The organism is Bacillus sp. SN1 (assembly GCF_002796895.1).
Taxonomy (GTDB): domain Bacteria; phylum Bacillota; class Bacilli; order Bacillales; family Bacillaceae; genus Bacillus; species Bacillus inaquosorum.
Map to the genome: position 1 here is coordinate 951455 of NZ_PHIE01000001.1, position 26811 is coordinate 978265.

The 26811-nt window shown below is 43.9% G+C and carries 25 protein-coding genes, 1 riboswitch and 1 other annotated feature; all 25 genes read right to left on the reverse strand.

Annotated features, from left to right (window positions below):
• Positions 1-67: 67 nt before the first annotated feature.
• Positions 68-1375, reverse strand: a complete 1308-nt coding sequence (pyrP, locus tag CVV77_RS04565) for a uracil permease PyrP (RefSeq protein WP_019258351.1) — start codon at positions 1373-1375, stop codon at positions 68-70.
• Positions 1376-1548: 173 nt separating this feature from the next.
• Positions 1549-2094, reverse strand: coding sequence for a bifunctional pyrimidine operon transcriptional regulator/uracil phosphoribosyltransferase (gene pyrR, locus CVV77_RS04570; RefSeq protein WP_003221477.1), 546 nt, complete (start codon positions 2092-2094; stop codon positions 1549-1551).
• 183 nt (positions 2095-2277) lie between these two features.
• Positions 2278-3189 (reverse strand): RluA family pseudouridine synthase, encoded by a 912-nt coding sequence (locus CVV77_RS04580; RefSeq protein WP_019258350.1) that lies wholly within the window; start codon positions 3187-3189, stop codon positions 2278-2280.
• A gap of 1 nt (position 3190) precedes the next feature.
• On the reverse strand, positions 3191-3655 hold the full coding sequence (lspA, locus tag CVV77_RS04585) for a signal peptidase II (protein ID WP_100274739.1): 465 nt from the start codon (positions 3653-3655) through the stop codon (positions 3191-3193).
• Between the two features lie 102 nt (positions 3656-3757).
• A complete protein-coding gene (gene ylyA / locus CVV77_RS04590; protein ID WP_003238661.1) occupies positions 3758-4132 on the reverse strand; it encodes a sporulation-related RNA polymerase-binding protein YlyA in 375 nt (124 codons plus the stop codon).
• 144 nt (positions 4133-4276) lie between these two features.
• A complete protein-coding gene (ileS, locus tag CVV77_RS04595) occupies positions 4277-7042 on the reverse strand; it encodes an isoleucine--tRNA ligase (RefSeq protein WP_100274740.1) in 2766 nt (921 codons plus the stop codon).
• 52 nt (positions 7043-7094) lie between these two features.
• Positions 7095-7321 (reverse strand) — a binding site (T-box leader).
• A gap of 62 nt (positions 7322-7383) precedes the next feature.
• The gene (gene divIVA, locus CVV77_RS04600; RefSeq protein ID WP_003221468.1) at positions 7384-7878 is read right to left on the reverse strand and encodes a septum site-determining protein DivIVA; all 495 of its coding nucleotides are present in this window, start codon (positions 7876-7878) and stop codon (positions 7384-7386) included.
• A 93-nt stretch (positions 7879-7971) separates the two neighbouring features.
• The gene (locus tag CVV77_RS04605; RefSeq protein ID WP_100274741.1) at positions 7972-8745 is read right to left on the reverse strand and encodes a YlmH family RNA-binding protein; all 774 of its coding nucleotides are present in this window, start codon (positions 8743-8745) and stop codon (positions 7972-7974) included.
• Between the two features lie 60 nt (positions 8746-8805).
• A complete protein-coding gene (locus CVV77_RS04610; protein ID WP_003221463.1) occupies positions 8806-9078 on the reverse strand; it encodes a YggT family protein in 273 nt (90 codons plus the stop codon).
• A gap of 6 nt (positions 9079-9084) precedes the next feature.
• On the reverse strand, positions 9085-9540 hold the full coding sequence (sepF, locus tag CVV77_RS04615) for a cell division protein SepF (RefSeq protein WP_019258347.1): 456 nt from the start codon (positions 9538-9540) through the stop codon (positions 9085-9087).
• Positions 9537-10229 (reverse strand): YggS family pyridoxal phosphate-dependent enzyme, encoded by a 693-nt coding sequence (locus CVV77_RS04620; protein ID WP_100274742.1) that lies wholly within the window; start codon positions 10227-10229, stop codon positions 9537-9539. The genes sepF and CVV77_RS04620 overlap by 4 nt, the downstream gene beginning before the upstream one ends.
• A 6-nt stretch (positions 10230-10235) precedes the next feature.
• Entirely contained in the window at positions 10236-11072 is an 837-nt protein-coding gene (pgeF, locus tag CVV77_RS04625; RefSeq protein ID WP_019258345.1) for a peptidoglycan editing factor PgeF, read from the reverse strand.
• Between the two features lie 162 nt (positions 11073-11234).
• Positions 11235-11480 carry a YlmC/YmxH family sporulation protein gene (locus CVV77_RS04630; RefSeq protein WP_003232153.1) on the reverse strand — a complete coding sequence of 82 codons (246 nt, stop codon included), beginning with the start codon at positions 11478-11480 and terminating at the stop codon, positions 11235-11237.
• Positions 11481-11562: 82 nt separating this feature from the next.
• Complete coding sequence (locus CVV77_RS04635; RefSeq protein ID WP_019258344.1) at positions 11563-12843, reverse strand: acetylornithine deacetylase; 1281 nt, start codon at positions 12841-12843, stop codon at positions 11563-11565.
• 86 nt (positions 12844-12929) lie between these two features.
• Positions 12930-13031: riboswitch (TPP riboswitch) on the reverse strand.
• A gap of 12 nt (positions 13032-13043) precedes the next feature.
• Complete coding sequence (locus CVV77_RS04640) at positions 13044-13838, reverse strand: ABC transporter ATP-binding protein (protein WP_019258343.1); 795 nt, start codon at positions 13836-13838, stop codon at positions 13044-13046.
• A 149-nt stretch (positions 13839-13987) separates the two neighbouring features.
• A complete protein-coding gene (sigG, locus tag CVV77_RS04645) occupies positions 13988-14770 on the reverse strand; it encodes an RNA polymerase sporulation sigma factor SigG (protein ID WP_009967190.1) in 783 nt (260 codons plus the stop codon).
• Between the two features lie 139 nt (positions 14771-14909).
• A complete protein-coding gene (sigE, locus tag CVV77_RS04650; RefSeq protein ID WP_003221446.1) occupies positions 14910-15629 on the reverse strand; it encodes an RNA polymerase sporulation sigma factor SigE in 720 nt (239 codons plus the stop codon).
• Positions 15630-15691: 62 nt separating this feature from the next.
• Positions 15692-16621, reverse strand: coding sequence for a sigma-E processing peptidase SpoIIGA (gene spoIIGA / locus CVV77_RS04655; protein ID WP_029316827.1), 930 nt, complete (start codon positions 16619-16621; stop codon positions 15692-15694).
• A gap of 191 nt (positions 16622-16812) precedes the next feature.
• Positions 16813-21114, reverse strand: a complete 4302-nt coding sequence (locus CVV77_RS04660) for a S8 family peptidase (RefSeq protein WP_100274743.1) — start codon at positions 21112-21114, stop codon at positions 16813-16815.
• A 303-nt stretch (positions 21115-21417) separates the two neighbouring features.
• Positions 21418-22566: a cell division protein FtsZ gene (gene ftsZ / locus CVV77_RS04665; protein WP_003238681.1), complete on the reverse strand. Its 1149-nt coding sequence runs from the start codon at positions 22564-22566 to the stop codon at positions 21418-21420.
• A gap of 35 nt (positions 22567-22601) precedes the next feature.
• Entirely contained in the window at positions 22602-23924 is a 1323-nt protein-coding gene (gene ftsA / locus CVV77_RS04670; RefSeq protein WP_003238682.1) for a cell division protein FtsA, read from the reverse strand.
• 176 nt (positions 23925-24100) lie between these two features.
• On the reverse strand, positions 24101-24466 hold the full coding sequence (locus CVV77_RS04675) for a small basic family protein (RefSeq protein ID WP_003238683.1): 366 nt from the start codon (positions 24464-24466) through the stop codon (positions 24101-24103).
• A 17-nt stretch (positions 24467-24483) separates the two neighbouring features.
• Positions 24484-25191: a DUF881 domain-containing protein gene (locus tag CVV77_RS04680; protein WP_019258340.1), complete on the reverse strand. Its 708-nt coding sequence runs from the start codon at positions 25189-25191 to the stop codon at positions 24484-24486.
• 22 nt (positions 25192-25213) lie between these two features.
• Positions 25214-25909 (reverse strand): DUF881 domain-containing protein, encoded by a 696-nt coding sequence (locus CVV77_RS04685; protein ID WP_100274744.1) that lies wholly within the window; start codon positions 25907-25909, stop codon positions 25214-25216.
• On the reverse strand, positions 25906-26697 hold the full coding sequence (gene divIB / locus CVV77_RS04690) for a cell division protein DivIB (protein WP_060398580.1): 792 nt from the start codon (positions 26695-26697) through the stop codon (positions 25906-25908). The genes CVV77_RS04685 and divIB overlap by 4 nt, the downstream gene beginning before the upstream one ends.
• Positions 26698-26811 lie beyond the last annotated feature (114 nt).

Sequence of the window (26811 nt, forward strand, 5' to 3'; positions counted from 1 at the left end):
GGGCAGCATTGAAGCTTCCTTCTCTTCATAACCCTTCCAAGCCTCTCTGGACTTTCTTTAAAAGGTTTTAGATATGATGTTGTTCAGATGTATCTGCCTGCTCTTCCTTCGGCTGTGGAAGAATCAGGTTTAAGATGACACCGACTATTGCTGCAAGCGCCATTCCCGACACTTGGAATCCCCCTTGAGACACTTGGATAAATGCGCCTCCTACACCGATCACAAGGATAACTGATGTAATAATGAGGTTTCTGTTGTTTTCATAATCAATTTTGTTGTCAATCAGCATTCTCAGACCGCTCGAAGCGATGATTCCGAACAGCAGGAAGGAGACGCCTCCCATGACCGCTGACGGTACTGAACTGATCAGCGCTGAGATTTTGCCGATAAAGCCGAAGCAAAGGGCAATCACTGCCGCGCCGCCGATGACAAAGACGCTGAATACTCTTGTGATGGCCAGCACGCCAATGTTTTCCCCGTAAGTCGTTGTCGGCGGACCGCCGATCAGGGAAGCAAGGATTGTCGCCACGCTGTCCCCCATAATGGAGCGATGAAGCCCCGGCTTCTTAATGAAATCTTGTCCGACGACTTTGCTCAGTACCATTTGATGGCCGATATGCTCTGACATTGTCACAAACGCGACGGGAACCATTGCCGCTGCGATGCCGAGTGTTACTGACGGTGAATAGTCTTTGAACGGGATGATAAATTCAGGCACTGCAAACCATTTCGCGTCAAGCACCGGCTGAAAGTTGACAATCCCTTGAGTAAGGGCGAACAAGTATCCGCCGATAATTCCGATCAAAACCGGAATCAGGCTCAGAAACCCTCGCAAGAAAATCGCGCAAATAATCGTGATGGCCAGCGTAACTCCTGCGACACTGAAGTGCTTTAAGCTGTAGACCAATTCACTCGCGTTCGGATCAGCGTACATCGCCATGTTTACCGCAGTACTTGCCAGACCCAGCCCGATGACGATAATAACAGGGCCTACAACTACAGGCGGGAGAATCTTCATCAGCCATCCTGTTCCAAGCTGCCTGATCAATAAGGCAATCAGCCCGTACACTAACCCTGCAAGAAACGCCCCGACCATTGCCGCTCCCGGCCCGCCGGTCGCTTTTACCAGTATGATTGGAGAAATAAAGGCGAAGGATGAACCGAGATACGCCGGAATTTGCCCTTTCGTTATAAGAAGGTAAGCAAGTGTCCCGATGCCGCTTGTCACCAATGCCACAGCAGGACTCATTCCGACCAGCTTCGGAACCAAAATCGTTGAGCCAAACATGGCAAACAAATGCTGCAGGCTGAATGAAACCCAAGAGAAAGGTGTCGGGACATCCCTGACTCCTAAATTTACTTTTTTCTTACTCATGATGATTTCCCCCTGATTGTTGACTTTCATTTTAGGATGACTCAATGACTGTATAAAAAAACCTCTTTGCTATTTTTACGCAAAGAGGCATACAAAGACCTGCCGAATACTTTCAGGACTTCGTTGTGCACCTCTTTGCAACCTCTCTGGATTGCCTTTAAAAAGGTGATCTATTATTCATTTTCATAAATGGCGACGAGATCGTTTTGATCTACCTCATCAAGCTGAACCATAACCTTTTCAGCTTTTGATGTCGGGATGTTTTTCCCGATATAATCCGCTCGGATCGGCAGCTCCCGGTGTCCTCTGTCAACAAGCACAGCCAGCTGAATGGAGGAAGGTCTGCCTACATCAACAAGCGCATCCATACCTGCTCTGACCGTTCTTCCGGTGTACAGGACATCGTCAACGAGAATGACTTTTTGATCTGTAATGTCTACAGGAATATCTGCACCTTTCACAAGCGGTTCTTCGTTGCTCGTTTTTTTGGAAAGATCGTCTCTGTAAAGAGTAATATCAATTTCGCCAACTGTTACAGGATTCCCTTCAATCTGTTCGATTCGTTCTGCAAGGCGTTTTGCCAAGTAAATCCCTCTTGTCTTGATGCCGACAAGGATGCAGTTATTCATTCCTTTATTGCGTTCGATCATTTCATGAGCAATCCTGGTCAGTGCCCGTCTGATTGCCTGTTCGTCGAGAATGACAGCTTTTTGATTCAATGTGTGACACCTCACAGTTCATATAGAAGAAAAAAACCCCTCCTGCCAGAGCATAGAGGGGTTTTAGGACAAGGTGCGCGCATATACACGCATCCCGTCTATCCGTTATCCTTCTCAGCCTCTCTGGACTGTTTTAAAGAATCTATTCAGCTTCGTTTATTATTTCAGAAAAGAAACAGTCTGTCAACCGTTTTTTCTGAGGTTTTCGATTAATTCTGCCATATCCTCCGGGAGCGGCGCTTCAAATTCGACATATTCACCGGTACGAGGATGATCAAAACCTAATATTCCGGCGTGAAGGGCCTGGCCGTTAAAATCGATCGTTTTTCTTGGACCGTATTTTGGATCGCCTGCTAATGGAAATCCGATATATTTCATATGAACACGAATTTGATGCGTTCTCCCTGTTTCAAGCTGGCATTCCACCAACGTAAAATCCTGAAAACGCTCAAGCACATGAAAATGAGTGACGGCGTTTTTGCCATCACGCGTCACAGTCATGCTTTGACGATCTTTCTTGTCTCGTCCGACCGGTGCATCAATTGTGCCGTCATCGTGAGAAATAAGCCCGTGGACAACTGCCGTATATTTCCGCGTGACCGTTTTGTTGACCAATTGGTTCACGAGAGACTCATGCGCCATATCATTTTTCGCTACCATTAATAAGCCGGACGTGTCCTTATCGATTCTGTGAACGATCCCTGGACGCATCACGCCATTTATTCCGGAAAGGTCCGTGCAATGAGCCATAAGGCCGTTTACAAGCGTACCCGTAAGATGCCCAGGGGCTGGGTGCACAACCATTCCGCGAGGTTTATTGACGACCAGCACATCCTGGTCTTCATAATAAATATCCAGATCCATAGGTTCTGCCAGCACGTCGAGCGCTTCCGGCTCAGGTACGGTGACGGTCACCTGATCACCTGGCTGAATTTTATAATTCGATTTTACAGGGCTTCCGTTCACGACAACTTGTCCGTCTTTCACCCATTGCTGCACCTGGGTTCTCGACCAATCATTTTCAGTCGATGCCAGAAATTTATCAATCCGCTCACTTTTTTGTTCTTCTGAAGCGGTTATATCAATTTGATTCATGCTATTGCTCCTTTTTCTTTTTCCCGCTGTCCAACAGCATTTGTATAAATAAAAGCATTACGCCGACACATAGTGAAGAGTCCGCGATGTTAAAAATCGGGTAATTATAATCCACAATAATGACATGGATAAAATCCACAACTTCCTGTCTGACAGCCCGGTCGATGAAGTTGCCGATGGCACCGCCAAGCATAAGTCCGAGGGCCACGCCAAGAAGCCTTTGTCCTTTTGTATAACGCTGTATGTAATAAACAATGCCAATAATAACCACGGTTGTAATGAGGTAGAAAAACCACATCTGACCGGCTAATATCCCCCATGCAGCACCCGTATTGCGATGGGAGGTGATATAGAATACCTGATCAATGATCGGAATGCTTTGTCCAAGCTCCATGTTCTTAACAACAAACCATTTTGTCAATTGATCGGCTGCAATAATAAGTAGTGCAATCACATAATACAGCACAAACGTTCCTCCAGTTTACGGTTACTTTAATCCATTATGCATTTTATCAATAAAAAGCACTGGAGTAAAGAAATATCAGGCATATAAACTGGCCAGACACTGTTATTCATACAGTGCCTGACCATATTCGATATCCGTTGATTTCCACAGCGGAAGCGTTTTTTTTTCGAATTGGACAGAATAAAGAAAATCGTTTGCTGTTCGGGCAGTCGGCAACACCGCCAGTTTTGAAAGAGGAATGGGAGCCCCGGTTTCTTCACAGTATCCGAATGTGCCGTTTTCGATTTTGGACAATGCGAGGAGAACGTCTTGTAGCTCTTCTTTAATGTGATAGATCAGAGTTGCTTTTTGTTTATGATTGATTGCTGCTTGCGGGCTTGTTGAAACCTGAAAGCAAGAATACTCAAATAATCTCGACTGTAATTCTTCTTTCATCAGAAGAAGTTCCGTATAAATTGCGGTCAGTTGATCATTCATTCATCACAACTCCTGCTCTTAACGTAGTACCTATAGTGTTGCCTGTGAATGATGATCTAAAGCCCATAAGATTTTTCCTGCCGTTCTAAACGATGTCACTCTTGGCACAAAAAAAGCCCGGCTTTAACGCCGGACTATTTTTCATTAATTTTGATAGTATTTTTCAACGATTTCTGCGTTTCGCAGTGAAAGTGTAGGGTATTTCGGATTTGCGCCTACATCTTTTGAGATCACACGGGATCTCTCACACATTTCGCCTTCCGCTTTCTCGACAGCAATTTTGCCTGTCGAGAAGCTTTGCGCATCGTTCGGCGCTTCATTTTCTTCGCTGATTGTTAGTTCAGAAACAATAAACAGCTGAGAAAGATTTTCTTTAATGGAAGCCAAGAGCTCTTGGTTTTCTTTGTTTGGATACAATTTCAGGTTCGCTTCCAATGATTTACCGATAATTTTTTCATTCCGCGCAGTTTCTAATGCTTTTAGTACATCATCACGAATAGCCATAAAGCGGTCAAATTTATCTTCTGTCGCTTCGCTGTTTGGAACCGTAATTGTTTCCGGCATGTCTGCCAGCTGAACGCTTTGCTCTTCGACAAATGTTAAATGAGACCATAATTCGTCAGCCGTATGAGGAAGAATCGGCGCTGAAAGCTTCACTAATGCAAGAAGCGTTTCATAGAATACTGTCTGCATGCTGCGTCTATCCGGATGATCCGCATGCTCGATGTACACAATATCTTTTGCGAAATCAAGATAGAATGAGCTCAATTCGATTGTGCAGAAATTATGGATGCTGTGATACACAACCGCAAATTCGTACTCATCATACGCTTTTTTCACTTTATCAATCAGTTTGTTCAGCTTAATCAGCATATACTGATCCACTTCGCGAAGGTCTTCGACAGCCACCGCATTCGTTTTTGGATCAAAATCGAATAGGTTGCCGTGAAGGAAACGGAACGTATTGCGGATTTTACGGTATACTTCAGCAACCTGCTTCAGAATTGCGTCAGACACACGAACATCCGCCTGATAATCAACTGAAGACACCCATAATCTCAAGATGTCGGCACCGAGCTGTTTCATGACTTTAGCTGGAACAACGACGTTACCGATTGATTTACTCATCTTGCGTCCTTCTCCATCCAGTGCAAATCCATGGCTGAGCACACCTTTATATGGCGCTTTTCCTGTTACGGCTACTGCTGTAGAAAGAGATGAGTTAAACCAGCCGCGGTATTGGTCTGATCCTTCTAGATATAAATCAGCCGGGCGAACGAGGTCTTCACGTTCTTCAAGCACCGCTTGATGGGAAGAGCCTGAATCAAACCAAACATCCATGATGTCCTGTTCTTTTGTAAATGTGCCGTTAGGGCTGCCAGGATGCGTAAAGCCTTCGGGAAGAAGATCCTTCGCTTCTTTTTCAAACCAAATGTTTGATCCGTGCTGTCTGAACAATTCAGAAACATGTTCAATGGTTTCATCTGTAATAACCGGTTCTCCGTTTTCGGCATAAAATACCGGAATCGGAACACCCCACGCACGCTGTCTGGAAATACACCAGTCTCCGCGGTCACGCACCATGTTGTGCAAACGCTGCTCGCCCCATTCAGGAACCCATTTGGTTTCTTTAATGGCATCCAGCAGGTCTGATCTGAAATCTTTAATAGACGCAAACCATTGCGCTGTCGCTCTGAAAATGGTTGGTTTCTTTGTTCTCCAATCGTGCGGATAAGAGTGAGTAATGAATTCAAGCTTCACAAGCGCGCCTTTTTCATCTAGCTGCTGTGTGATTGCTTTGTTCGCATCATCATAGAACATGCCTTCAAAGCCAGGAGCTTCACTTGTCATTACACCTTTTTCATCAACTGGGCAAAGCACATCTAAACCGTATTTTTGGCCGATGATAAAATCATCTTCCCCGTGTCCGGGCGCTGTATGAACACAACCTGTTCCGGCATCAGTTGTTACGTGTTCGCCAAGCATAACGAGTGAGTCTCTGCCATAGAGCGGGTGTTCAGCGATAATGTTCTCAAGGTCTTTCCCTTTGATCGTTCTTGTCACTTCATATTGATCAAATCCGCATGCAGATGCAACATTTTCGACTAAAGCACTTGCTACGACAAAGCGGTCTTCACCAACTGCAACCACGCTGTACTCAAGATCAGGGTGCACTGAAATTCCGAGGTTCGCCGGAATTGTCCAAGGCGTTGTTGTCCAAATGATGATGCGCTCGCCGTTTTCAAGAACGCCTTTTCCGTCTTTCACACCGAAAGCAACGTAAATAGATGCTGAACGTTTATCTTGATATTCGATTTCAGCTTCAGCCAAAGCAGACTCACTTGAAGGTGACCAGTTAACCGGTTTAAGGCCTTTATAAATGTAGCCCCGTTTTGCCATCTCACCAAATACGCGGATTTGCTGCGCTTCGTATTCCGGTTTTAATGTCACATACGGGTTTTCCCAGTCACCGCGGACACCAAGGCGTTTGAACTGCTCACGCTGCCCCTCGATTTGCTTCCAGGCGTACTCTTCACACAGCTTGCGGAATTCCGCTACTGACATTTCTTTGCGGTTGACTTTTTTGTTTTTTGTAAGAGCTGTTTCAATCGGCAATCCATGTGTATCCCAGCCTGGTACATACGGCGCGTTGTAGCCGCTCATTGATTTGTAACGGACAATGAAATCCTTCAAAATCTTGTTAAGCGCGTGTCCCATATGGATGTCGCCGTTTGCATACGGAGGTCCGTCATGTAAAACAAATTTCGGGCGGTCTTTCGTCCGTTCCTGCACAAGACGGTAGATATCCTGTTCCTCCCATTTCTTTTGAATGTCAGGCTCACGGTTTGGCAAATTTCCTCGCATCGGGAAATCTGTTTTCGGCATTAAGAGCGTGTCTTTAAAATCCATTTTCATTCCTCCACTGCATTTTTTCAGAAAATAAAAAAAGCCCTCTCATCCCATAAGGGACGAGAAAGCTTATCTCGCGGTACCACCCTTTTAGAAAAAGCTAGCATACGCTTTTTCCTCTCGAGCATCGTAACGTGATGAACGTCCTAACCTACTGTGAGTTCAGAAAGGAAACTTAAGGGCTGATCTTCATGATTCCGGCCATCCCGGGCTCTCACCATCTCCGGGTCGCTATGAAGGCCTGAAGTAAACATGACTGTCCCTTTCAACCGTCTTTTCATCTGAATTTATGAACGTATTATATTCGACAAGCTAAGATAATGTCAAGATAATCAGAGAATTTATTCCTTTTCCTCAAATACCGCATCGACTTCATACTCAAGCAGATGATCCCAATCGTCATTTTTCAGAAGATCGAGCTGTGCTTCAATCAGCATTTGGAAACGTGTTCTGAAAACTTTAGACTGTTTTTTCAGCTCTTCAATTTCCATTGCAATTTTTCTTGATTTTGATAAAGATTCGTTGATAATACGATCAGCGTTTTTCTCCGCTTCCCGAACGATCAGCTTTGCTTCTTTTTGAGAATTGCGTTTTACGTCTTCAGCCGCTTCTTGAGCAACTAAAATCGATTTATTCAGCGTTTCTTCAATATTGGCAAAGTGTCCGATTCTTTCATCAAGTTCATTGACTTTCGCTTCAAGCTCAGTTTTCTTACGGAGAACAATTTCATAATCTTTTCTGACTTGCGCTAGGAATTCATTTACTTCATCTTCATCATATCCGCGAAAGCTTTTTGTAAACGTCTTGTTGTGAATATCATTTGGCGTTAATGGCATGATGCCACCTCCATTTTTACATTTCAGTACGGTTATCTAGTTCACATTATAAAACAAATTTCGCACAGATGGAGAAAAAAACTGAAAAACCGACTATTTTTGTCGTTCAAACGTAACTCTCCATTTGTCTTTTTTGGTTTTTCCTTCGATTTTTGTTAAGCTGCATCGTCCAAAACCTCTGATAGAGAGCATGTCCCCTTCTGCTACCATATATGAAGGATCTTCAACTACCTTCCAGTTCACTTTCACGAGTCCGTTTTTCACGAGCGTCTGTGATTTGTGGCGGGATTGCCTACTCATAGAGGCGCAGACGGCGTCAAGCCTTAAAGAAGAAACCGTGTCATCTCTTATTTCGACATCTATTGCCGGAATGTTAAGGTCTGACAAGTCAATTTTCTCTAGGCTGACCGCAGCTTTGCCTGCTTGGGTCAGCTGTGCAGCGACAAAATCAGCGGTATCGGCTGAGACAATCAATTGCACTGATGTCTCAGAAAACACGATGTCACCAAACTTTTGCCGCTTTAAGCCTATACCCATTAATGCACCTAGGAGAGAACGGTGGTCTACTGTGACAAACTTTTCAGCATAACGGACGTTAAACGCCTGCAGTTCAAAATCCGATTCTTCCGGAGTGATGTACTCTGGATAGAGGATCGCCCGTTTTCGTTCCGCTCTGTCATAGCCGCCGGAAAAAGCAAGCCCAACATCTGCCTGTCCGGTAACAGCAGAGAGGATGACCTGCTCTCGGGGATCTAAAAAGTCAGTCAGTTTCATCCGGTACTGCTCCTGGACAATACTTTTCCATTCGAGCGCCTGATCAATAAAGGCCCGCTCGTCTTTTCTGAAGTGCTGATAGATATCGTTCATCGTCTTTCCCTTCTATGTAAAGAGGCTTGGCTGCTGCCAAGCCCCTATCAAACTGTCACTTTAAAACGCAATCATGCGATAAAGCCCCCACAAGCCGGTTGTCGCAAACCGAAGCACAAGTATAGCTACAATCGGTGAAATATCCAGCATTGCGATCGGAGGGATGATTTTTCTGAATGGTTCGAGATATGGTTCACAAATCGAAGCTAAAAAACGCCCGACTGCCGTTTCCCTCGTACTCGGCACCCATGACATAAAAATATATATGATCAGGGCAAATGAGTATATTGTAATTAATAAGCTTAAAACCGAAAAAACTTGATAAAGGATCATCTCGCTTTACCACCTCTGATGTTCGTCTTCAGATATGAGCTCAGAAATTGTGCCTGATACATCTACGTTGTCAGGCGTGCAGAGGAAAATATCCGAGCCGATTCTTTGAATATCGCCGCCGATGGCATAAACGGTTCCGCTTAAAAAGTCAACAATCCGCTTAGCCTGGTCATGCTGTATCCGCTGAAGATTGACGACGACTGCCCGCCGGTTCTTCAAATGGTCGGCTATTTCCTGGGCCTCCGCATAAACGCGCGGCTCACTCAACACCACTTTAGAGGATTTCTGAACACTTTGCAAGCTTACTACATTCTGTTTGCCCGCAGGTTTGTTTGCGGCATAAGCCGGCTTTTCTTTTTGCTCATGCTCTTCTTGAGACTCCCGCTCTGTCTCAATATATTCATATTCGTATTCTTCCTCATCCATCGAGAAAAAGTTTTTCAGTTTATTTTTCATACTCATTGCTGTACACCCCCTGTTTCATTTCCGACTAACGATGAGCCGATTCTAATATAAGTAGCCCCTTCTTCAATTGCAATTTCAAAATCATTTGACATGCCCATCGACAGTTCAATACACGGAGCGTTTGGCTGTTTCAGCTCCTGAACCTGGTCACGGAGTTCTCTCAGCGCCCGAAAACAGCTTCTGATCTGATCTTGATCATCAGTCAGCGGAGCCATTGTCATCAGTCCGGACACAACGATGTGTTCGAAACCGGAAAGCTCCTGTATGAAGGGAATGACTTCTTCTTTTTTCATGCCGTGTTTAGAAGGCTCAAGAGAGGTATTGACCTGCACAAAGCATTGGACAGTACCTTCAGCCCGTTTTTCAATTTCTTTCGCTAATGAGAGCCGGTCTAAGGAATGGATATAGGAAACCGCATTGACGACAGCTTTTGCTTTTCTTGATTGAAGACTGCCGATAAAATGCCATTCAGGATTCCCTTTCATCATTTCCTGTTTGCGGAGCAGTTCCGCGTCCCGATTCTCTCCGAGGCAGGTGATGCCCGCATCCACTGCCTCCTGTGCTCTTTCAGGCGATACATATTTTGTGACAGCAATAACCGTAACTTCATCGGAGCTGCGGCCCGATCTGTTACATGCTTCGTTTATTCGTTCGTTTATATGTCGTAAATTATCAACAACACGCAAGATCTTTTATGCCTCCTTCATTCCGATAAAGGACATCATCCGTCCAGTTTTCCCCTGATCGCGGCGGTGAGAATAGAAAAGCGACTGCTCACTTTCTGTGCATAAACCGCTGACAGAAATCTGTTCATTTGCCAAACCGCTGTCGATCAGTATGAGGCGGTTCAGCTCTTTCAGATCAAGCTGATATTGTCCCTTTCCCGTCTGATTTACGGCACGTTCTGCTGAAACCGGCAATGCGCGGACAGCATCCATGACACGATCGTCTACCGTATAGCATGCTCCGCTGATAGACGGTCCGATAACAGCATAAATATCTGAGAGCTTTGAACCTTCCTGCCCGGTCCATTGCTTCACCATTTCTCTGCCAATCTGTTTGACAGTGCCTTTCCACCCGGCATGGGCGACCCCGACAAGCGATTTAACCGGATCATAAAAGAAAAGAGGCACACAATCAGCAAAGCATAATGCCAAAACCACATTCTTTTCATTTGTGTAGAGCCCGTCCGTTGCTTTTAAAGCCGTGTGATACTCACGGGCGCCTTTTCCCCTATCCCTCTGCGTCACTTTCTGAACGCGATTATCATGTGTCTGATCAGCAAATACCCAAGACTGCAAATCAATATTAAACATATCGGCAATATATTCACGATTTTTAACTACATCTGCATCTTTGTCATGAACGTGCAATCCTGTATTTAACGATTCAAAAGGCTTTTGGCTGACACCGCCGTTTTTCGTAGTAAATCCGGCAATGACTTCTCTGTTGTTTTGATTCGTTTGTGTCCAGTCTTGTATCATGAGTGTCGAGGGTGTGGTAAGACTGAATGGGTGATATGTATTCATGATGATCCAACCTTTCGACAAACATTTAAAAAAGCGGAATTTCCCACTTATTTTACCACATCTTTCTGCATTCGTTGAGCGCCGATTTGCATATTTCTAAATGAAATGTGCCGGAAGAATCGAGACTTCCGGCATTTGCCAATCCGCGGCAGACAAAGCAGGTTATGCATGCGGTTCACTTAATCGGACCAAGATCACGTCTTCCCCGATTTTTACTATATTTCGCCATGGAATGACCAATTCCTCTTCTTTTCCAAAAAAACCGAGAACCTTCCCATTTCCTCCCAGTATGATCGCTTGAATTTTTCCAGTGGTCACATTGATATCTATATCACCAATGCTCCCCAGCTTTTTTCCGTTTGAGACATTGACGACATCCTTCACCTGAAATTCAGAAATGCTGATCATCCCATCACGTCCTTTTTCCGTCCTTTTTTCCAGTATATGAACGGGCGGGCTGAACCTTGTCAGCAAGAAGAAATTTTCATGATCACTGTTCTTTTTTACGGCTGCACCAGCTGATGATAAAATCGAGCATGATTTTTGTATAATCTACCAGCTGCTCAATCGATACCTCCTCGTTTACGGAGTGTGCATTGTGCAGATCGCCAGGACCGTATATCACGCATGGAATGCCGGCATTATACAGCCATCCCCCGTCTGTAACGGATTGAGAAACGTCCATAACCGGGCGCTCCCGTTTCACTTTCTCATGAGACACAGTAAGCGCTGAGACGCCTGGGTGGCCAGGATCAACTTCCAGTGCCGGAAAAATTTCTCCTCTGTCTTCAATCATAGATGAGCCTCCCCAATTAAAAACAGGGCGGTTTTCCCTAAGCCAAACATCACTGTCACTCAGCCGATTGATGTAATCTTCTATTTCCGCTGCCACTTGGTCATGGGTTTCATTCGGGTAAAAATGGACTGTGATCCACAGCCGGCACTCGTCCGCTATAAAAGCCGCATGTCTGCCGCCTTCAATGACAGCCGGGTTAATCGTATTTGTGCCTGGTTTAAAGCCGGGATAACTTTTCATAATGGACCAGTGGCGCTCAAGTTCACCGAGCCCCGCAATGATTTTTGCCATTTTTTCAATTGCGCTTGCCCCGAATGTTCCTCCGCCTGCATGAATCATATTCCGCCTCGTCCCATCATGAAACGTTTGACTGCTTTTGATTTCGATCCAGCCTGTAATGACACCGCCTTGGCCTTGAATATGCATATCGCTCGTATCTGCGACAACTGCAAAATCAGCGCGATAGCCCCTCTTACAGCACTCAAGCGTACCGGCTTCTCCAACTTCCTCCCCGATAACCGATTGCAGAATCAAATCACCGGGAAGTTCAATGCCGGCTTCACGAATCAATTTGACCGCAAACAGCACACACGCCATTCCGCCTTTCATATCAGAAGCACCCCGTCCGATTAAGAAACCGTTTTTTTCAATTGGATGAAACGGATCATGCTCCCAATCCTCATCCTCTTTTACCTCTGCCACATCTACATGACCATTGATGATCAAGCTATGATAGTCTGCTGCATCTGTTCCCTTTAGCAGGCCTACAACATTGGGATCTCCCGGGTACACGTCCCATTTGTCGATCGAGAATCCCATTTCATTTAAAAACCGAGCAATCCATGACTGAATGCCGTCTGTATTTCTTGCAGGCGGAGCAGGTGTTTGATAAGAAATCAGCGTTTTTGCCAGCTGAATAAGCTCCTCCTTTTGATCTTCCACCTTTTTTAACAGAGAGTCTATTTGTTGATTCAATGTGATCCGCTCCTATTCTTAAAAATCAAAAAGCCGTTTCAAATGTTATGAAACGGCTTAGTAAAAACAAACAGAGTCCTATGTACTCCGCTATTTCACCGCTTCCCTCCGCTGGCATGATCCAGATCAGGTCAAAAGGGTTGAGACAATGTCTCTCTCAGCTTCGCAAAGCACCCCTAGGATGAATCTATATGTGTTTGTCAGGCATTGGTTATCGGCTCGGCTCTTGTTAAAAACGGCCGATCCTGATTCCATAATACATGGATTGGCGTATCAAAAAAAGCGGAAAGTATGTGATCAGTGAGCATTTCCTTTATTTCTCCTGATCTAAAGACCTCTCCCTGTTTTAACAAAAGGGCTTTGTCAAAGACCGGTAAAATTTCTTCCGCATGATGTGTCACATAAAGGATCGATGGCGCATTTTCTTTGTTTGCAATATATGTAATCGTGTCTAACAGCTTTTCCCGGGCAATAAAATCCAGCCCTGTGACCGGTTCGTCCAGTATCAGCAGCTCCGGATCGGCCATTAGCGCTCTTGCAATCAAGGCTCTTTGTTTTTCTCCTTGAGAAAGGGTTTCATAGCGGCGGTCGGCATATTCTATTGCACCCAAATCCTCTAACAAACCAATCGCTTTTTCCCTGATTTCCGCACTTGGCGTTTCATATAATCCTATCGAAGCGTAAGCTCCGCTCAACGCAATCTCAAAGGCTGAATCTGCCGGATATAATTTTTGCTGAAGACCCGCTGAGACGAGGCCAATTTTCCGTCTGAGCTTCTCCCCAAGCTCGGTTTTACCAAATTCATGGCCAAGCACCTGCATCTCGCCTGATGTTGGAAAGTAATATGAGCAAAGCATATTTAACAGCGCTGTCTTTCCGGCACCATTTAATCCGTAAAGCACCCAATTTTCCTTTTCCTCCACCTTCCAATGAATATCCCTCAGTATCCATTTTCCATTTCGTTTTAGTGAGACATTGTCAAGCTGCAAAATCATCGTGGTCCTCCTCTAAACTTCTATTATAATTGTTTTAATTTTCATAAAACTTTGTGACTAGGATACCTTATTTTTTCCAAAACGTAAACAACCCGCAATCAATAGAAAAGCCTTTAAAACAAAAATTGTTTTAAAGGCTTTTCATTTCATTATTGATGAATATTCTTATTCATTTGTTTGATAGCCGCTTTTTCAAGCCTGGACACCTGCGCTTGGGAAATCCCGATTTCCTCGGCTACTTCCATTTGTGTTTTCCCTTGGAAGAAGCGCTTTCTCAAAATCATTTTTTCCCTATCATTCAGCCTTCTCATGCCCTCTTTTAAAGCCAGCTCTTCAATCCATTGTGAATCTGTATTGCGCTCATCACTGATTTGGTCCATCACATAGATCGGGTCTCCGCCGTCGTTATAGATCGGTTCAAATAGAGAAACCGGATCCTGGATGGCATCAAGCGCAAATACGATTTCCTCATGCGGTACCTCAAGAACTTTTGCGATGTCTTCTGCAGTCGGCTCCTTGCTTGTCTCACTGATTAACCGCTCTCTTACCTGAAGCGCCTTGTAAGCGATGTCCCGAAGCGATCTTGAAACACGGATCGGGTTATTATCGCGTAAATACCTGCGGATCTCTCCGATAATCATAGGTACAGCGTATGTTGAAAACTTAACATTGTGGCTTAGGTCAAAATTATCAATGGATTTCATTAGTCCGATGCAGCCGACCTGAAATAAGTCATCAACATACTCCCCTCTGTTATTAAATCTTTGAATGACACTTAAGACAAGACGCAAGTTCCCGTTTACAAGCTTTTCTCTGGCTGAATCATCGCCTTCATCCTGCAGCTGCCTAAACAGCTTTCTCATCTCTTCATTCTTGAGTACTGGTAATTTGGAGGTATCCACCCCGCAGATTTCGACTTTATTCCTAGACACTTTTTTCCCTCCCTACAGGAGCTGCTGTACAACGTTAAGTATCTCCTTGGGTGGGAAAAATATGCACTGCACTCAGACCGAAAAACAGTCGAAATCAGGAAATCCCTGTAAAATCAAGGGGTTATAACCATAAAAAATTTTACACCATTTTGTTGAACTCTTTTCTCAATCTTTTTATAATTCTTTTCTCAAGACGCGAAATATAGGACTGAGAAATCCCCATCATATCCGCTACATCCTTTTGAGTCTTTTCTTCTTCGCCGACAAGCCCAAACCGCAGCTCCATGATTTGCTTTTCTCTCTCATTGAGCTGTTCAAGCGCTTTTTTTAAGAGTTTTTTATCTACGTTGGCTTCTATATCTTTTGTGATGATGTCATCGTCAGTGCCGAGTACGTCAGAAAGCAAAAGCTCATTGCCGTCCCAATCAATATTAAGCGGCTCATCAAAGGAAACCTCTGAACGAATTTTATTGTTTCTTCTTAAATACATCAGGATTTCATTTTCTATACACCGCGAGGCATAGGTCGCCAGCTTGATTTTCTTTTCTGGATTGAACGTATTCACAGCTTTAATTAATCCGATGGTGCCGATGCTGATTAAATCCTCTATATTAATTCCTGTATTTTCAAATTTCCGTGCTATATAGACGACCAGACGCAGATTGCGTTCAATCAAAATGGCGCGAGCCGCCTGATCACCGTTTGGGAGCTTCATTAACAGAACCTGCTCCTCATCTTTAGATAATGGCGGCGGCAGGGCTTCACTCCCGCCTATGTAATAGACTTCATCACTTTTCAATCCAAGTTTCATCAGCAGCTTATACCAGAGGTGCGTCAGTCGCAATTTCAGTTTTTTCATCTTCCTCTCCCTTCTAAATGTCACGTCGTTTGAGTATGATAAGTAACGGACATTTGCGAACATTATGAAACGTGTTTGATGGCCTTGCCCGAAAGCATTTTCGGATGAATAATCGCGTCAAACTCTCCATCTGCCGATAGCTTTGTTGTGCTGATGCCGATTAAGCATTTATCCGCAGAAACCATTTCTTCTTTTGTCATTATCGTTACGTGATCCGGTTTAATGCATAATAAAAATTGATTTTGCTGCCCTACCCCCCTGTATGGAATCAGCCTCATTTTATCTAAAAAACGAAATGAATCATCGAGCTGTTCAATCGCTTCCAATGGATCTGTGTTTCGAATGATCATCGTTTCAGCCGCTCCGAAAATCGGCTCCAGTTTATCAATGTAAATAATCATAACCGGCGTTTTTGTAAGAGGATCGTACAGCTGATTACCGGAATCAATCAGCCCTCTGACATGAAGCGTTTGGCCGCCCAAATCCGCCTGTACGCTGACTCGTTCCTCATATTGAATGTTTTTTGTTTCAATGTCGTCAATTCTTCTCTTAGAAAAAAACCATAACGCTGGAAAGCCAGCAACAATAAACAACCAGCTGATTGGGTCTCCAAACCCGGTTTGATTGGTGATCATGACACCGTTTCGAACAACAGAATGTGACTGCAGCAAAGAATGAGCTCCGATAATTCCTCCCCCCATTAAAAAAGTGGCAAAATAAAAGGAAAACAAATTTTGAAAGAAATAACGAAATCTTTTAAATCCAAATGTCGCCATCACAATCACAACTGAAAAAGCCAGCTTCCCGGCCGGATGTTCAACGATCGGCGAAAAAGGAGTAAACATCAAAAGGACAATACTTGAACCGATGAACGCTCCGCCTATCAGTCTCCTTTTTTTCACATGACGTTTTAAAATAAATGCCGTGAGCAAAAGTAAAAGTGCATCAAAACAAAAGTTTAACAGCCAAATGACATCTAAATAGATTTTCACATCTGACTCCTTTCTTTCTTGCATCACGCTGTTCCCCTTCTTGTTTCATAAGTATAAAGCAAGCTCTGTGGGAAAGTCTGTCAATTAATGTTGAGAGGAAAATACAATTTTTCAGGGATATCTGCTTAATTTGTCGAGGAAATAAATGAGAGTATATAAAAAAGCTGCCTGTGACGGCAGCTTTTTTACACTTAATTTTCAGTATTGATATAAAGTTTTCCATTCGCTGTTTTTCTAGTTTCAATTCCATACTCATCTCGTACAATCACTTCTACTTTTGCTCCGTTTGCTTTAATAGAAGAAGTGGCTGTCCAATAGCCTTCATATCTCCCCGGAGAAATTTCTCTTAGCGGGAGCTCGGTGGCGTTTTGCACACTCGCCCTTGCATTTGTCAGCGGAAGACGAATGACAAACGTTGCATCCAAATCTTCTGCGCTTGAGAAAGCGATTTTCACAGATTCACCGGCTTTTAAGGTTTTGTCCTCTCCAGGGATCAATCCGGAAATGACAGGCTTGTCAAAGTTAACGTCAATGACTGCCTTTTTCGTCGTTTTGTTGCCCGCTAAGTCAGAGGCAGTCACCTTGACTTCATTGCTTCCGTTCTCCAAGAGAACACGGGCTGAGTATGAACCATCTGTAACCGTTGCTTTTTTGCCATTCACCTTGACTTCTTTCAGATTGTCATCGGATACAGCCCCTTTGACAGTCAGTGCTTCTTTATTTGTTTTCTCGCCATCCTTTGGATTGTCCAGCGTCAATTCAGGCTTGACTTGATCAAGCGTGACTGTAACAGGGCTGGAGGCATCCGTAGTTCCGTTGTCTGTTGATGCAGTGGCCGTCAGCTTATTTTCACCCTTGCTGAGTGAGATGCCTGCCTGGAAGGTGCCATCCGCAGCAGCTTTCGTTTCTCCTGCTTCTTTCTCTCCATTATAAATGTGTACTGTTGTACCAGGAGAGGCTTTTCCTTTTACAGTAACGTTCTCCTTGTTTGTGTACGATTTGTCTGCCGGTGAAGTCATTTCAGGTACAGCAGCTTCATAATCAACTAATGCGCGAATCATATAGTTGCCGTCCGCTTCGTCACCTGGCTGCCATTGTCCATCTATATACTGCCAGTTGCGGCCAGAATTCTGACCGGTTTCATCCATTGCCAGTCCAGGTGAATACGGATCAGGTTTTGACTGGATATACACGAGATAAAAGTCTTTATCGACCATAATCCCTTTTGAACTGAGATCTACCTTGGTCCATTCGCCATTGCGAAGGGCTTCGGCGTTAAATGGCCCGGCAATTTTTTTGCCTGGTGCTCCGTCTTCTCCTGTAGCATCGTATACCTCAACCTTAAACTCGGTGCCGCCAGGATCAGGGAACTCTGTATCCCAGAATCTGAACAGTCCGCCTGTAAGCATACCTTTGTCCTTGCCGTCAGCCAACGTCATTTTTACCGCCCATCCGTTACCTGCTGCAAAATAGGAATTGGCATTTTCCGCCGTTCCGTCATCATATGCAATCTCACCCGGATAACCGACGAAAGGCTTCAGTACAGTTTCCTTCGTAACATCACCTTTTAAATCAACGGTAAATTCATCGCTGTAATAACCCGGTGCAGCGACTTTAATCGTATAAGCGCCTTCATAAGCTTCAAGCGTATATTCGCCTTTTTCGTTTGTTGTAGCAGGTTCAACCGCAGCATCCTCTATAACATAGACGGTGGCGCCTTTTACCGGCTCTCCTGTCGTTTTATTAATGACTGTGCCTTTTAATGTCCCCTTCTTCATTTCCTCTAACGTAAAATTAGCTTGTGTCGTCTGATCTGCCTGCAGAGAAACTTTTTGGGTTTTCGATTGATAACCGTACGCTTCTGCCTTAAGCGTATAATCTCCCGCTTTGTGTGTCAGCGTGTACTGCCCTGTGGATTGATCCGAATATGTTGATTTTCCTGTTTCCACGACACTGACTTGTGCCCTGATCGGCAAAACCTGAGGCTGTATATCTTTACTCTGATTTTTTACCGCTGTGTTTGCAGATGGCTTAGCCTTTTTCGGATTGACTGGCTTTTTCTTTTGCTTTCCAGAAGGCTTTTCGACACCCAGCTTATTCTTTTTGACTGTTTTTCCGGCCGATTTGTCAGAAAGCACTACATCATCAATGTACCAGCCCTCTTTTGCTATGCTTTCATCTGATTGAAGGTTAAACATCACTTGAATGTTTTGACCTTTATAAGCGGATAAATCAATTTCTTCATCCGTCCAGCTTGATGTCTTTCCATTATAGACACCAGCCTGCTCCCAATTCTTTTCGCCTTCCGGAAGAACAAAAACGTAGCCGTAATCAAAATCATCCTCTAAATGGTGCCAGCTTTTAAATTGAAGAAACAGGTTTCCTGAATCCGGCACTTCAACAGGAGGCATTACGAGATTCATGTTTGCTGAATTGGCATAGTTTCCTGCCAGGTTTGTTCCATATACTTTTTCTCCTGATGCTGCTGTAGTAGGGCCTGACGACGGAACTCCCCATTCCCAGTTATTATTTGTTCCGCTTGCAATCCAGCCGCCGGGTGCAGCTTCAAAGTCCTGCTTGTATCCCACCGTGATGCTTGGCTTCACAGTTACATCGTATGTGTCAGACTCAACGACATGGCCGCCAAAATCCTGAATCATCCACTTATAGCTTAGTGCAGCTCCTTTAATGTTTGGAATCTCTGCCTGATACGTTCCTTTCAGGTGATCACCGCTGATTCGTTTAGCCGTTACTTCTGTCCATTCACCTTGATCCAGCTTATAGGACAGTTTTACAGACGTCACACTCACATTGTCTTCAGCTGTCAAAGTCAGCGGCAGGCTGGCGCCTTCATAGGCTTCTGTTACTTTCTCATGCTGATAGACAGGAGGCTCTTGATCATCTCCCTCTACAGAAACTTGTCCTTCTGCTTTTCCTAAACCATCTGTAACAGCTGATACAGCATCAAAAGCGTTCACCAAACCATGGCCGTATCCGTTATTCGGAGAATCAGGAAATGTTGAATCCGTCAGTGGTTCAGCCGTGTTCGTTAATATATCCTCCATCTCATCGACAGAAAGTGAGGCATCCGCCTGTTTCAGCAGTGCAGCAACAGCAGACACATGCGGCCCTGCCATTGATGTGCCGTTCCATCCGTCCTCATATGCCTGGCCGGGAACGGAAGACCGGATATTTACGCCCGGTGCAGAAATTTCCGGCTTTATTTCATCATATGGAGATGGCCCTTGAAGAGAAAAGTCAGCGAGCTTTTTGTTAATATCAGTCGCGCCAGTTGCAAACGATTCCGGATAGTTTGCCGGGTTTGCGATAGAACCAGGTCCGCCCGGAATAAAGAGATCCGTATTCCCCGCTGAAAACTCAGGGAAAATATCGGCCGCACGCCAGGCATTGACCATATCTCTGTACCATTCATCAAGTCCTGAGCCCCCGCCCCATGAGTTATTGACAACATCAGGAGCCATTTCCGGGTGAGGATTGCCCTCTGCATCCTTTGGAGCTAAAACCCATTCACCCGCCTCTAAAATGTCAGCATCAGTGCCGCCCTCTTCGGAGAACGCTTTTACAGCAATCCATTTTGCGCCAGGCGCTACACCGATTTGATTTGTTCCATCGGGTTCAGATCCCACCATCGTACCTGTCACGTGGGTCCCATGAGCCAGATCATCATAAGGGCTTGCTTCGCCTGCTACGGCATCATACCAGTTCATTTCATTATTAGGCTCATCAGGATTTTCCGGATTATATCCGCGATATTTCTGTTTTAATGCCGGATGGTTCCATTCCACACCAGTATCAATAGACGCGACAACTGTGCCAGTTCCATCGTATCCAAGTTCCCAAGCTTTCGGGGCGTCGATTTGGTCTATATTCCATTCCACACCGTCAGTTGCTTTGACAGCTTTTTGCGCTTTTTTCATATTAAATGGGGAGGATGACTTAAAAAGCTGCCGTTTCTCATTTGGAAGCACCTTTTCCACTTCGGGGAACTGCGCTACTTTTTCCATAACCTCTTTTGAGGCATGAACAGCGATCCCATTCACCACATAATAAGAGTGGATCTGGTCTGCATTTCCTTTATTTTTCTGGCTGCTCAAGTATGTTAAGACGTCTTGCTGTGATTCATTGGCTGTGACTTTTAAGGATGACACAACGGCAGAACGCTTTTGATATTCCGTCTTAGCGGCAGTCAGCTTCTTCGATTTTGCTTTTTTGACAGCTGCTTTTGCCGCTTTTTCTGTGTCAGCTTGATCCTTAAATTTAATCAGAAAGGTCGTTTTTTCTTTCTTTTTAAAGCTTTTCTTTAATGAACTTGAGATCTTGTTCTGAATGGATTCAGCAGATTGAAGCTCCTGTTTAACAGAAGTTGAGGCGCCTTTGCTGCTTGCCCCGGCTGCACCCGGAAACAGCAGTGAACCGATAACAACCGTACTTAAAACAGAGCTAACGAGTCTGTTTTTCGTTTTTTTCCTCATTTTTATCCCCCTTTTTTTCAAAATGCTTTGTAAAAAAATGTCGTCCCTCCTTTTAAAAAGTGAATGGTTTGTCAGAACATCGCTGTACGTTAACTGTAGACAATCTGTATTACAGATATTGTCGTTTTATGTCATTTGATTTCCATATATATGAAAATGATAAAATCGTCATGAAATAAGAATAGGTCTAATAGTCTGATTTGTTATTCTGTGAAGGAAGACATAGGGAAAAAGACTTTACAAGAAGAAAAATTTTGGAGAAAAACAAAAAGGACAAAATCGAAAACGATTTTGTCCTTTACATTAGCCGCGTTTATTACGGTTTCTTAAGAATGTCGGGATGTCAAGCGTATCATCAGCCGGCTGTGACGTGTGACGGCTTACTGTGTTTTGTTGCTGAGGCTCCTCACGTTTTGGTTCACGCTTTGGAACACTTGTGTTATGTGTTTTGATGCTTTGGTTTAAGCTTGGACGCTGGGGTTTCGTGACGTCCTTCTCTTGTTCGATAAAACCAGTCGCAATCACTGTCACCACAATCTCGTCTTTTAGATTTTCATTAATAACAGAACCGAAAATCATGTTTACGTCTTGGTCAGACGCAGAAGCGACAATGTCTGCTGCTTCCTGAACTTCATATAAGCTGAGGTTGGTTCCCCCAGTGATGTTCATGAGGACACCTTGCGCACCGTCAATGGCCGCTTCAAGAAGCGGGCTGGAGATTGCTTTTTTTGCTGCCTCAGCCGCGCGGTTTTCTCCAGTCGCAATACCGATACCCATCAAAGCAGATCCTTTGTTTGACATGATTGTTTTCACATCAGCAAAGTCAAGGTTGATAAGACCAGGTGTAGCAATCAAGTCTGAAATACCTTGAACCCCTTGACGGAGTACGTTATCAGCTTCACGGAATGCTTCAAGCATCGGCGTGTTTTTATCAACAATTTCCAGAATTCGGTCGTTCGGGATCACGATCAGTGTATCCACCGCTTCTTTCATTGCTGAGATTCCGCCTGCAGCCTGAAGCTGTCTTTTGCGTCCTTCGAATGTAAACGGTCTTGTAACAACTCCGACTGTTAATGCGCCTAAGTCTTTCGCGATTTGTGCGATAACCGGTGCAGCACCTGTTCCTGTTCCGCCGCCCATACCAGCTGTCACGAATACCATGTCAGCGCCTTTTAACGCTTCTTCAATCTGCTCTTTGCTTTCTTCAGCGGCTTTTTTTCCGACTTCCGGATTCGCACCTGCTCCCAATCCTCTTGTCAGCTTTGCGCCGATTTGCATTTTCACTTCTGCTTTTGACAGGTTAAGAGCTTGAGCGTCCGTATTTACCGCGATGTACTCTACTCCTTGCACTTCATTTTCAATCATTCGGTTGACAGCGTTGTTACCGCCGCCTCCTACTCCGATTACTTTAATTGATGCTAAGCCGTCTATGTTTGTTTCGAACTCCAACATGCTAAATCCTCCTAATCTGCCGAATGACTATCTATCTATTCCCAAAACATGCTTAATAGTTTTTTCATTTTGCTCTGTTTATTATGTTCGGCTTGTGTTTTTTGTTTTCCTTTTGGCCGCTGCTGCACCTCATTTTGGTGATGATGCTGCTCTTGTTCCTCTGATGATGAGACTGCAATTTCCTGTATCGCTTCTTCAGGCATCTTGAAGCCTATTTTTCTGCCTTGGATTCTTGCATTTCGGCAGGCGAATTGGATCAGACCCACTCCCGTCATATATTGAGGATCTCTTACACCGATATAATTCGGGCTTGCCACTCTGACATTGTTTTGCAGCACATCCTGTGCCAATGACATGACACCCGGCATTGCTGCTTGTCCCCCTGTCAGCACGAAGCCTCCCGGCAGATCGGTAATTCCCATACTGCGAAGCTCTTCTGAAACAATTTCAAGAATTTCTTCTACTCTTGCTTCAATGATATTCGCTGCTTCCTGCTGTGTAAATGTTTGTTTTTGATTGGTGCCTATAACGGTTACCTCAAATACTTCATCTTCCGAGGCTTCGTCATAATAGGCATGTCCAAATTGCTTTTTCACGCGTTCTGCTTCTTCTGTTGACGTTCTCAATCCGATGGAGATATCTTTGGTGATATTTTCGCCTCCGAGAGGAATGACACGGGTAGAAGTGAGATGTCCGTTCTGGAACACGGCAATGGTTGTTGACCCTCCTCCTATATCAATGAGAGCCACACCAAGATTTTTCTCGTCCTTTGACAATGCAGCAGAACCGGCTGCCAGCGGCTGAAGACATATATCAGTTATTTCAATACCGGCTCTTTCAACACAGCGAAGCAAGTTATGTAAGATTGTTTTTGAACCGGTGATCAGGGTGCCTTCTACTTCTAAACGCACACCCAGCATTTTTTTCGGGTCGGTGATTTCATCTCTTCCATCTACGATAAACTGTTTAGGAATGACGTCGACAATCAGCTGTTCGTGCGGTACTGAAACAACCTGTGCTGCCTCCATGACACGGCGTACATCTTCAACTTGAATTTCTTTATTCTCACTGGAAACTGCTACAACACCGTTTGTATCTTGAATATTGATATAATTTCCATTAACGCCGACAATAGCTTTTCTAAGCGGAAAACCTACCATTCTTTCAGCTTGGTCAAACGCTTTTCTTATAGAATGAACGGTCTCATCTATATCAACGATTGAGCCTTTTTTCAACCCTTCAGACGGTACATTTCCCACACCGATAATATTAAGGGAATCATCTGTCATTTCTCCGACGATCACTTTTGTATTGGACGTACCGATGTCAAGACTGACGTAAAGTTCATTGTTGTTCATTCTATGGCACCTCCTCACATTTCGATCATTTCTATTCTATTATTTGCGGAACAACAATACAATGAATGTGGCTTTACAAGTGTGTAACAAAAAATATCACAACAGAATATTCCTTATGTGCTTTTCACATTTTATGTTTATTGAAAATATTCGTTATATCCTATGTATATCCTCTTTTATATCACATTTTTTTTATTTTTTTTAGAAAGAGTCCACTTTGTTAGTAGATTTCTTCTAATAACAGCTATATTCTGAAATAATCTGACTCCAAATGCAAATATACCTGCTAAATACAAGTCTACACCAAGATGGACTCCCAGAAAAGCTAAACTTATTGCCAATATAATATTAAAAAAGAAACCGGAAACAAATACCATTTCATCATATGTACCTTGTAAATGCGCCCTGATTCCGCCGATTAATGTATCAAGTGCGGCGAGCACCGCAAGCGATAAATAGTTTGAGTATTCACTCGGTATCGTTAAGTTTGTCATCAGTCCAATCGCTATTCCGAGCACCAGTCCCAGCACAGGCAGCCACATGACAATTCTCCTCCTTTTCAGTCTTTAAGCGGTTTCAGCTGTTGTACGTCCAATGGTCTGTCGTATGCTTTTAATGTCAGCTCGCTTTTAGATTTACCGGCTTTTAATGCTAAATTTTCAGATGCAAAAAGATCCTCAAGGCCGGACCCCTTCACTCTGCTGTACAGCATGTCCGGGTCTTCGGCGAGCACTTTTACTGTTAAAGGATAATCGTCAAGGCCGTATCCGTCTATTTTTGTTGTGCCGTTTATATCCCTTATGACTGTATGATTCACAACTCTTCGCTCATTAATCGAAATATGCTCTGCACCGAAGGAGTTGAGTTCATTGATCAGCTTCTTCAGCAAATCCGGAGGCGGATTTTCGATCGGCTCTCCTGTTAAGCTTTCAGAAAAAAGCGGGGAAATGGTGATGACAATTCCGCTACCTGTTATATCGGTCATGCCGGCTGTTTTTTTTAAGGTTTGCAAGGTATTATTGAGCGCGGTTTCTTTTGTCATTTCTTTACTCTGCGAATAGCTATTCAGCAGTTTATCATATTTGTTTATTTCAGCCAGCAGCTTTTCCTGCTTCTTCTGCTCTGATGTCAACTCTTCTCTTATATCCCACATATCTCTTGTATCTCGGACTTTAGGATGCTTTAACGAGTTAAACTGAACAGATATCATGAGGCCGAAGATGACCATAAGCACACTGATGCTTATGAAGGAACGCTTTATTTTCAATCTGTTTCACCCGCTTTTTCAGTCATTCCTTCGTTTTCAGAATCGGTTTCATTTGTACATTTTTCTCTTTTTCTGCGGTAACAGAAATATGCTCCATTGACAGCTGATCGATCAGGCCACCTGCTATATTTAACGAAGGCAGCAGAACATCAGGATCTCCAATAGCGGATATCGTAAACGGAGCCGGATGCTGCACCCCGTCTACCGTTATAACAGGACCGTTGCACTTGATATAGGAATCATGTGTCAAACGCTGGCCATTAACGGCGACGGCCGCCGCCCCCGAAACATACAGTTCGTTTACCACTTGAAAGATATGGCTTTCGTGAACGATGTAACTGTTCACATTCTCCCCTTCCGGTATGTACGACGCATCTTCCAAGGTCACCTCAACGCCCTCTCCCTGCACACCGACTTCCCCAATATACATTCGGTACTTTTCTGTATCTTCGAGGACGTTATAGTATTCCGTCTTTTCTTTCTTCAGCTTATTTTCTGCCTGACGGACTTTGTTTTGCTTTTGATACAATTCTTTTTCAAGATTCTTATTTTCTTTCTCCTGTTTCAGAAGTTCATCTCTCAGCGCATATTCTTTTTTCCACTCTTCCGTCTCAGCCGCGCTTTTGTTGTTTTCTTTTGTCATTTGAAAAGAAAATGAGATCAAAAAGCCTGCGATAAGCATAATCAAAGAAAGAAGGACTGCTGATTTGCCCCTCAATTTTCATCTTCCTTTTTAGCAGCTTTATTGTTTTTTCCAAACTCTTCAAAATAGGTGGCAACTTCTAAATGAATAATGCCTTTCTTATTGCTGCTAAGCTGTGAAATGATAGAAGGATACGTTTTCATTCGGTCTGCAAAGGTTTTAATAGACGCAGTAACAACATAACCGTCGTTCATATACAATTTAATACGGTTTTCATCCATTTTTACAGGCGTGTAATAAATTTCTGAAATTGACTGTTTTAAAGAATTTGACAAAGCATCGAGCTGCTTGGCCATTTGAGACCGCTTTTTCGCGTTTGTCCAATTGACCAAAATCGGTCCGGCATCCTCCGGCGTTACTTCGTTTGGCAGAACTGATCCGTTTTCAAGCACTTCATAGTACACATTGTCTTTTTCTAAATAAGCAATCGCTTTATACTCTTCGATCGCAATGTTGATTTTATTAGGAAGCGATTTGCTGATCTCCGCTTTTTTTACTAATTTATTTTGCTGAATCTTCTTTTCTGTTTTTGTCTTGTCCAAACTCCAAAACTCAGTATCTCCGCTGTTAATATCGGAAAGCTCGATAATTTCCTTTTTGGATACATTCTCATTCCCTGTAACAGAGATGGTTGATACTTTACTGATTGGCGTCTGCAGGTACACGATGATCAACACCATAATAAAAAAGAGCATAATAAATGAAATGAGACGGCGGTTTGCCTTCTGTTTCCTCTGCTCTTTAATTTTAGGAATCCGTTCTTCAATGTTTACGATTTTTTCTCGGTCATGACCCGGGTTCATTGCCTGTTCACCTCATTCAAATGAAACAGCTGTTAAAAGTCTGTCTATTCCAAAACAAACGGCATACTACGATGCCGTTTGTCGTTTGCTTACAGTATATCATATGAACAGCTT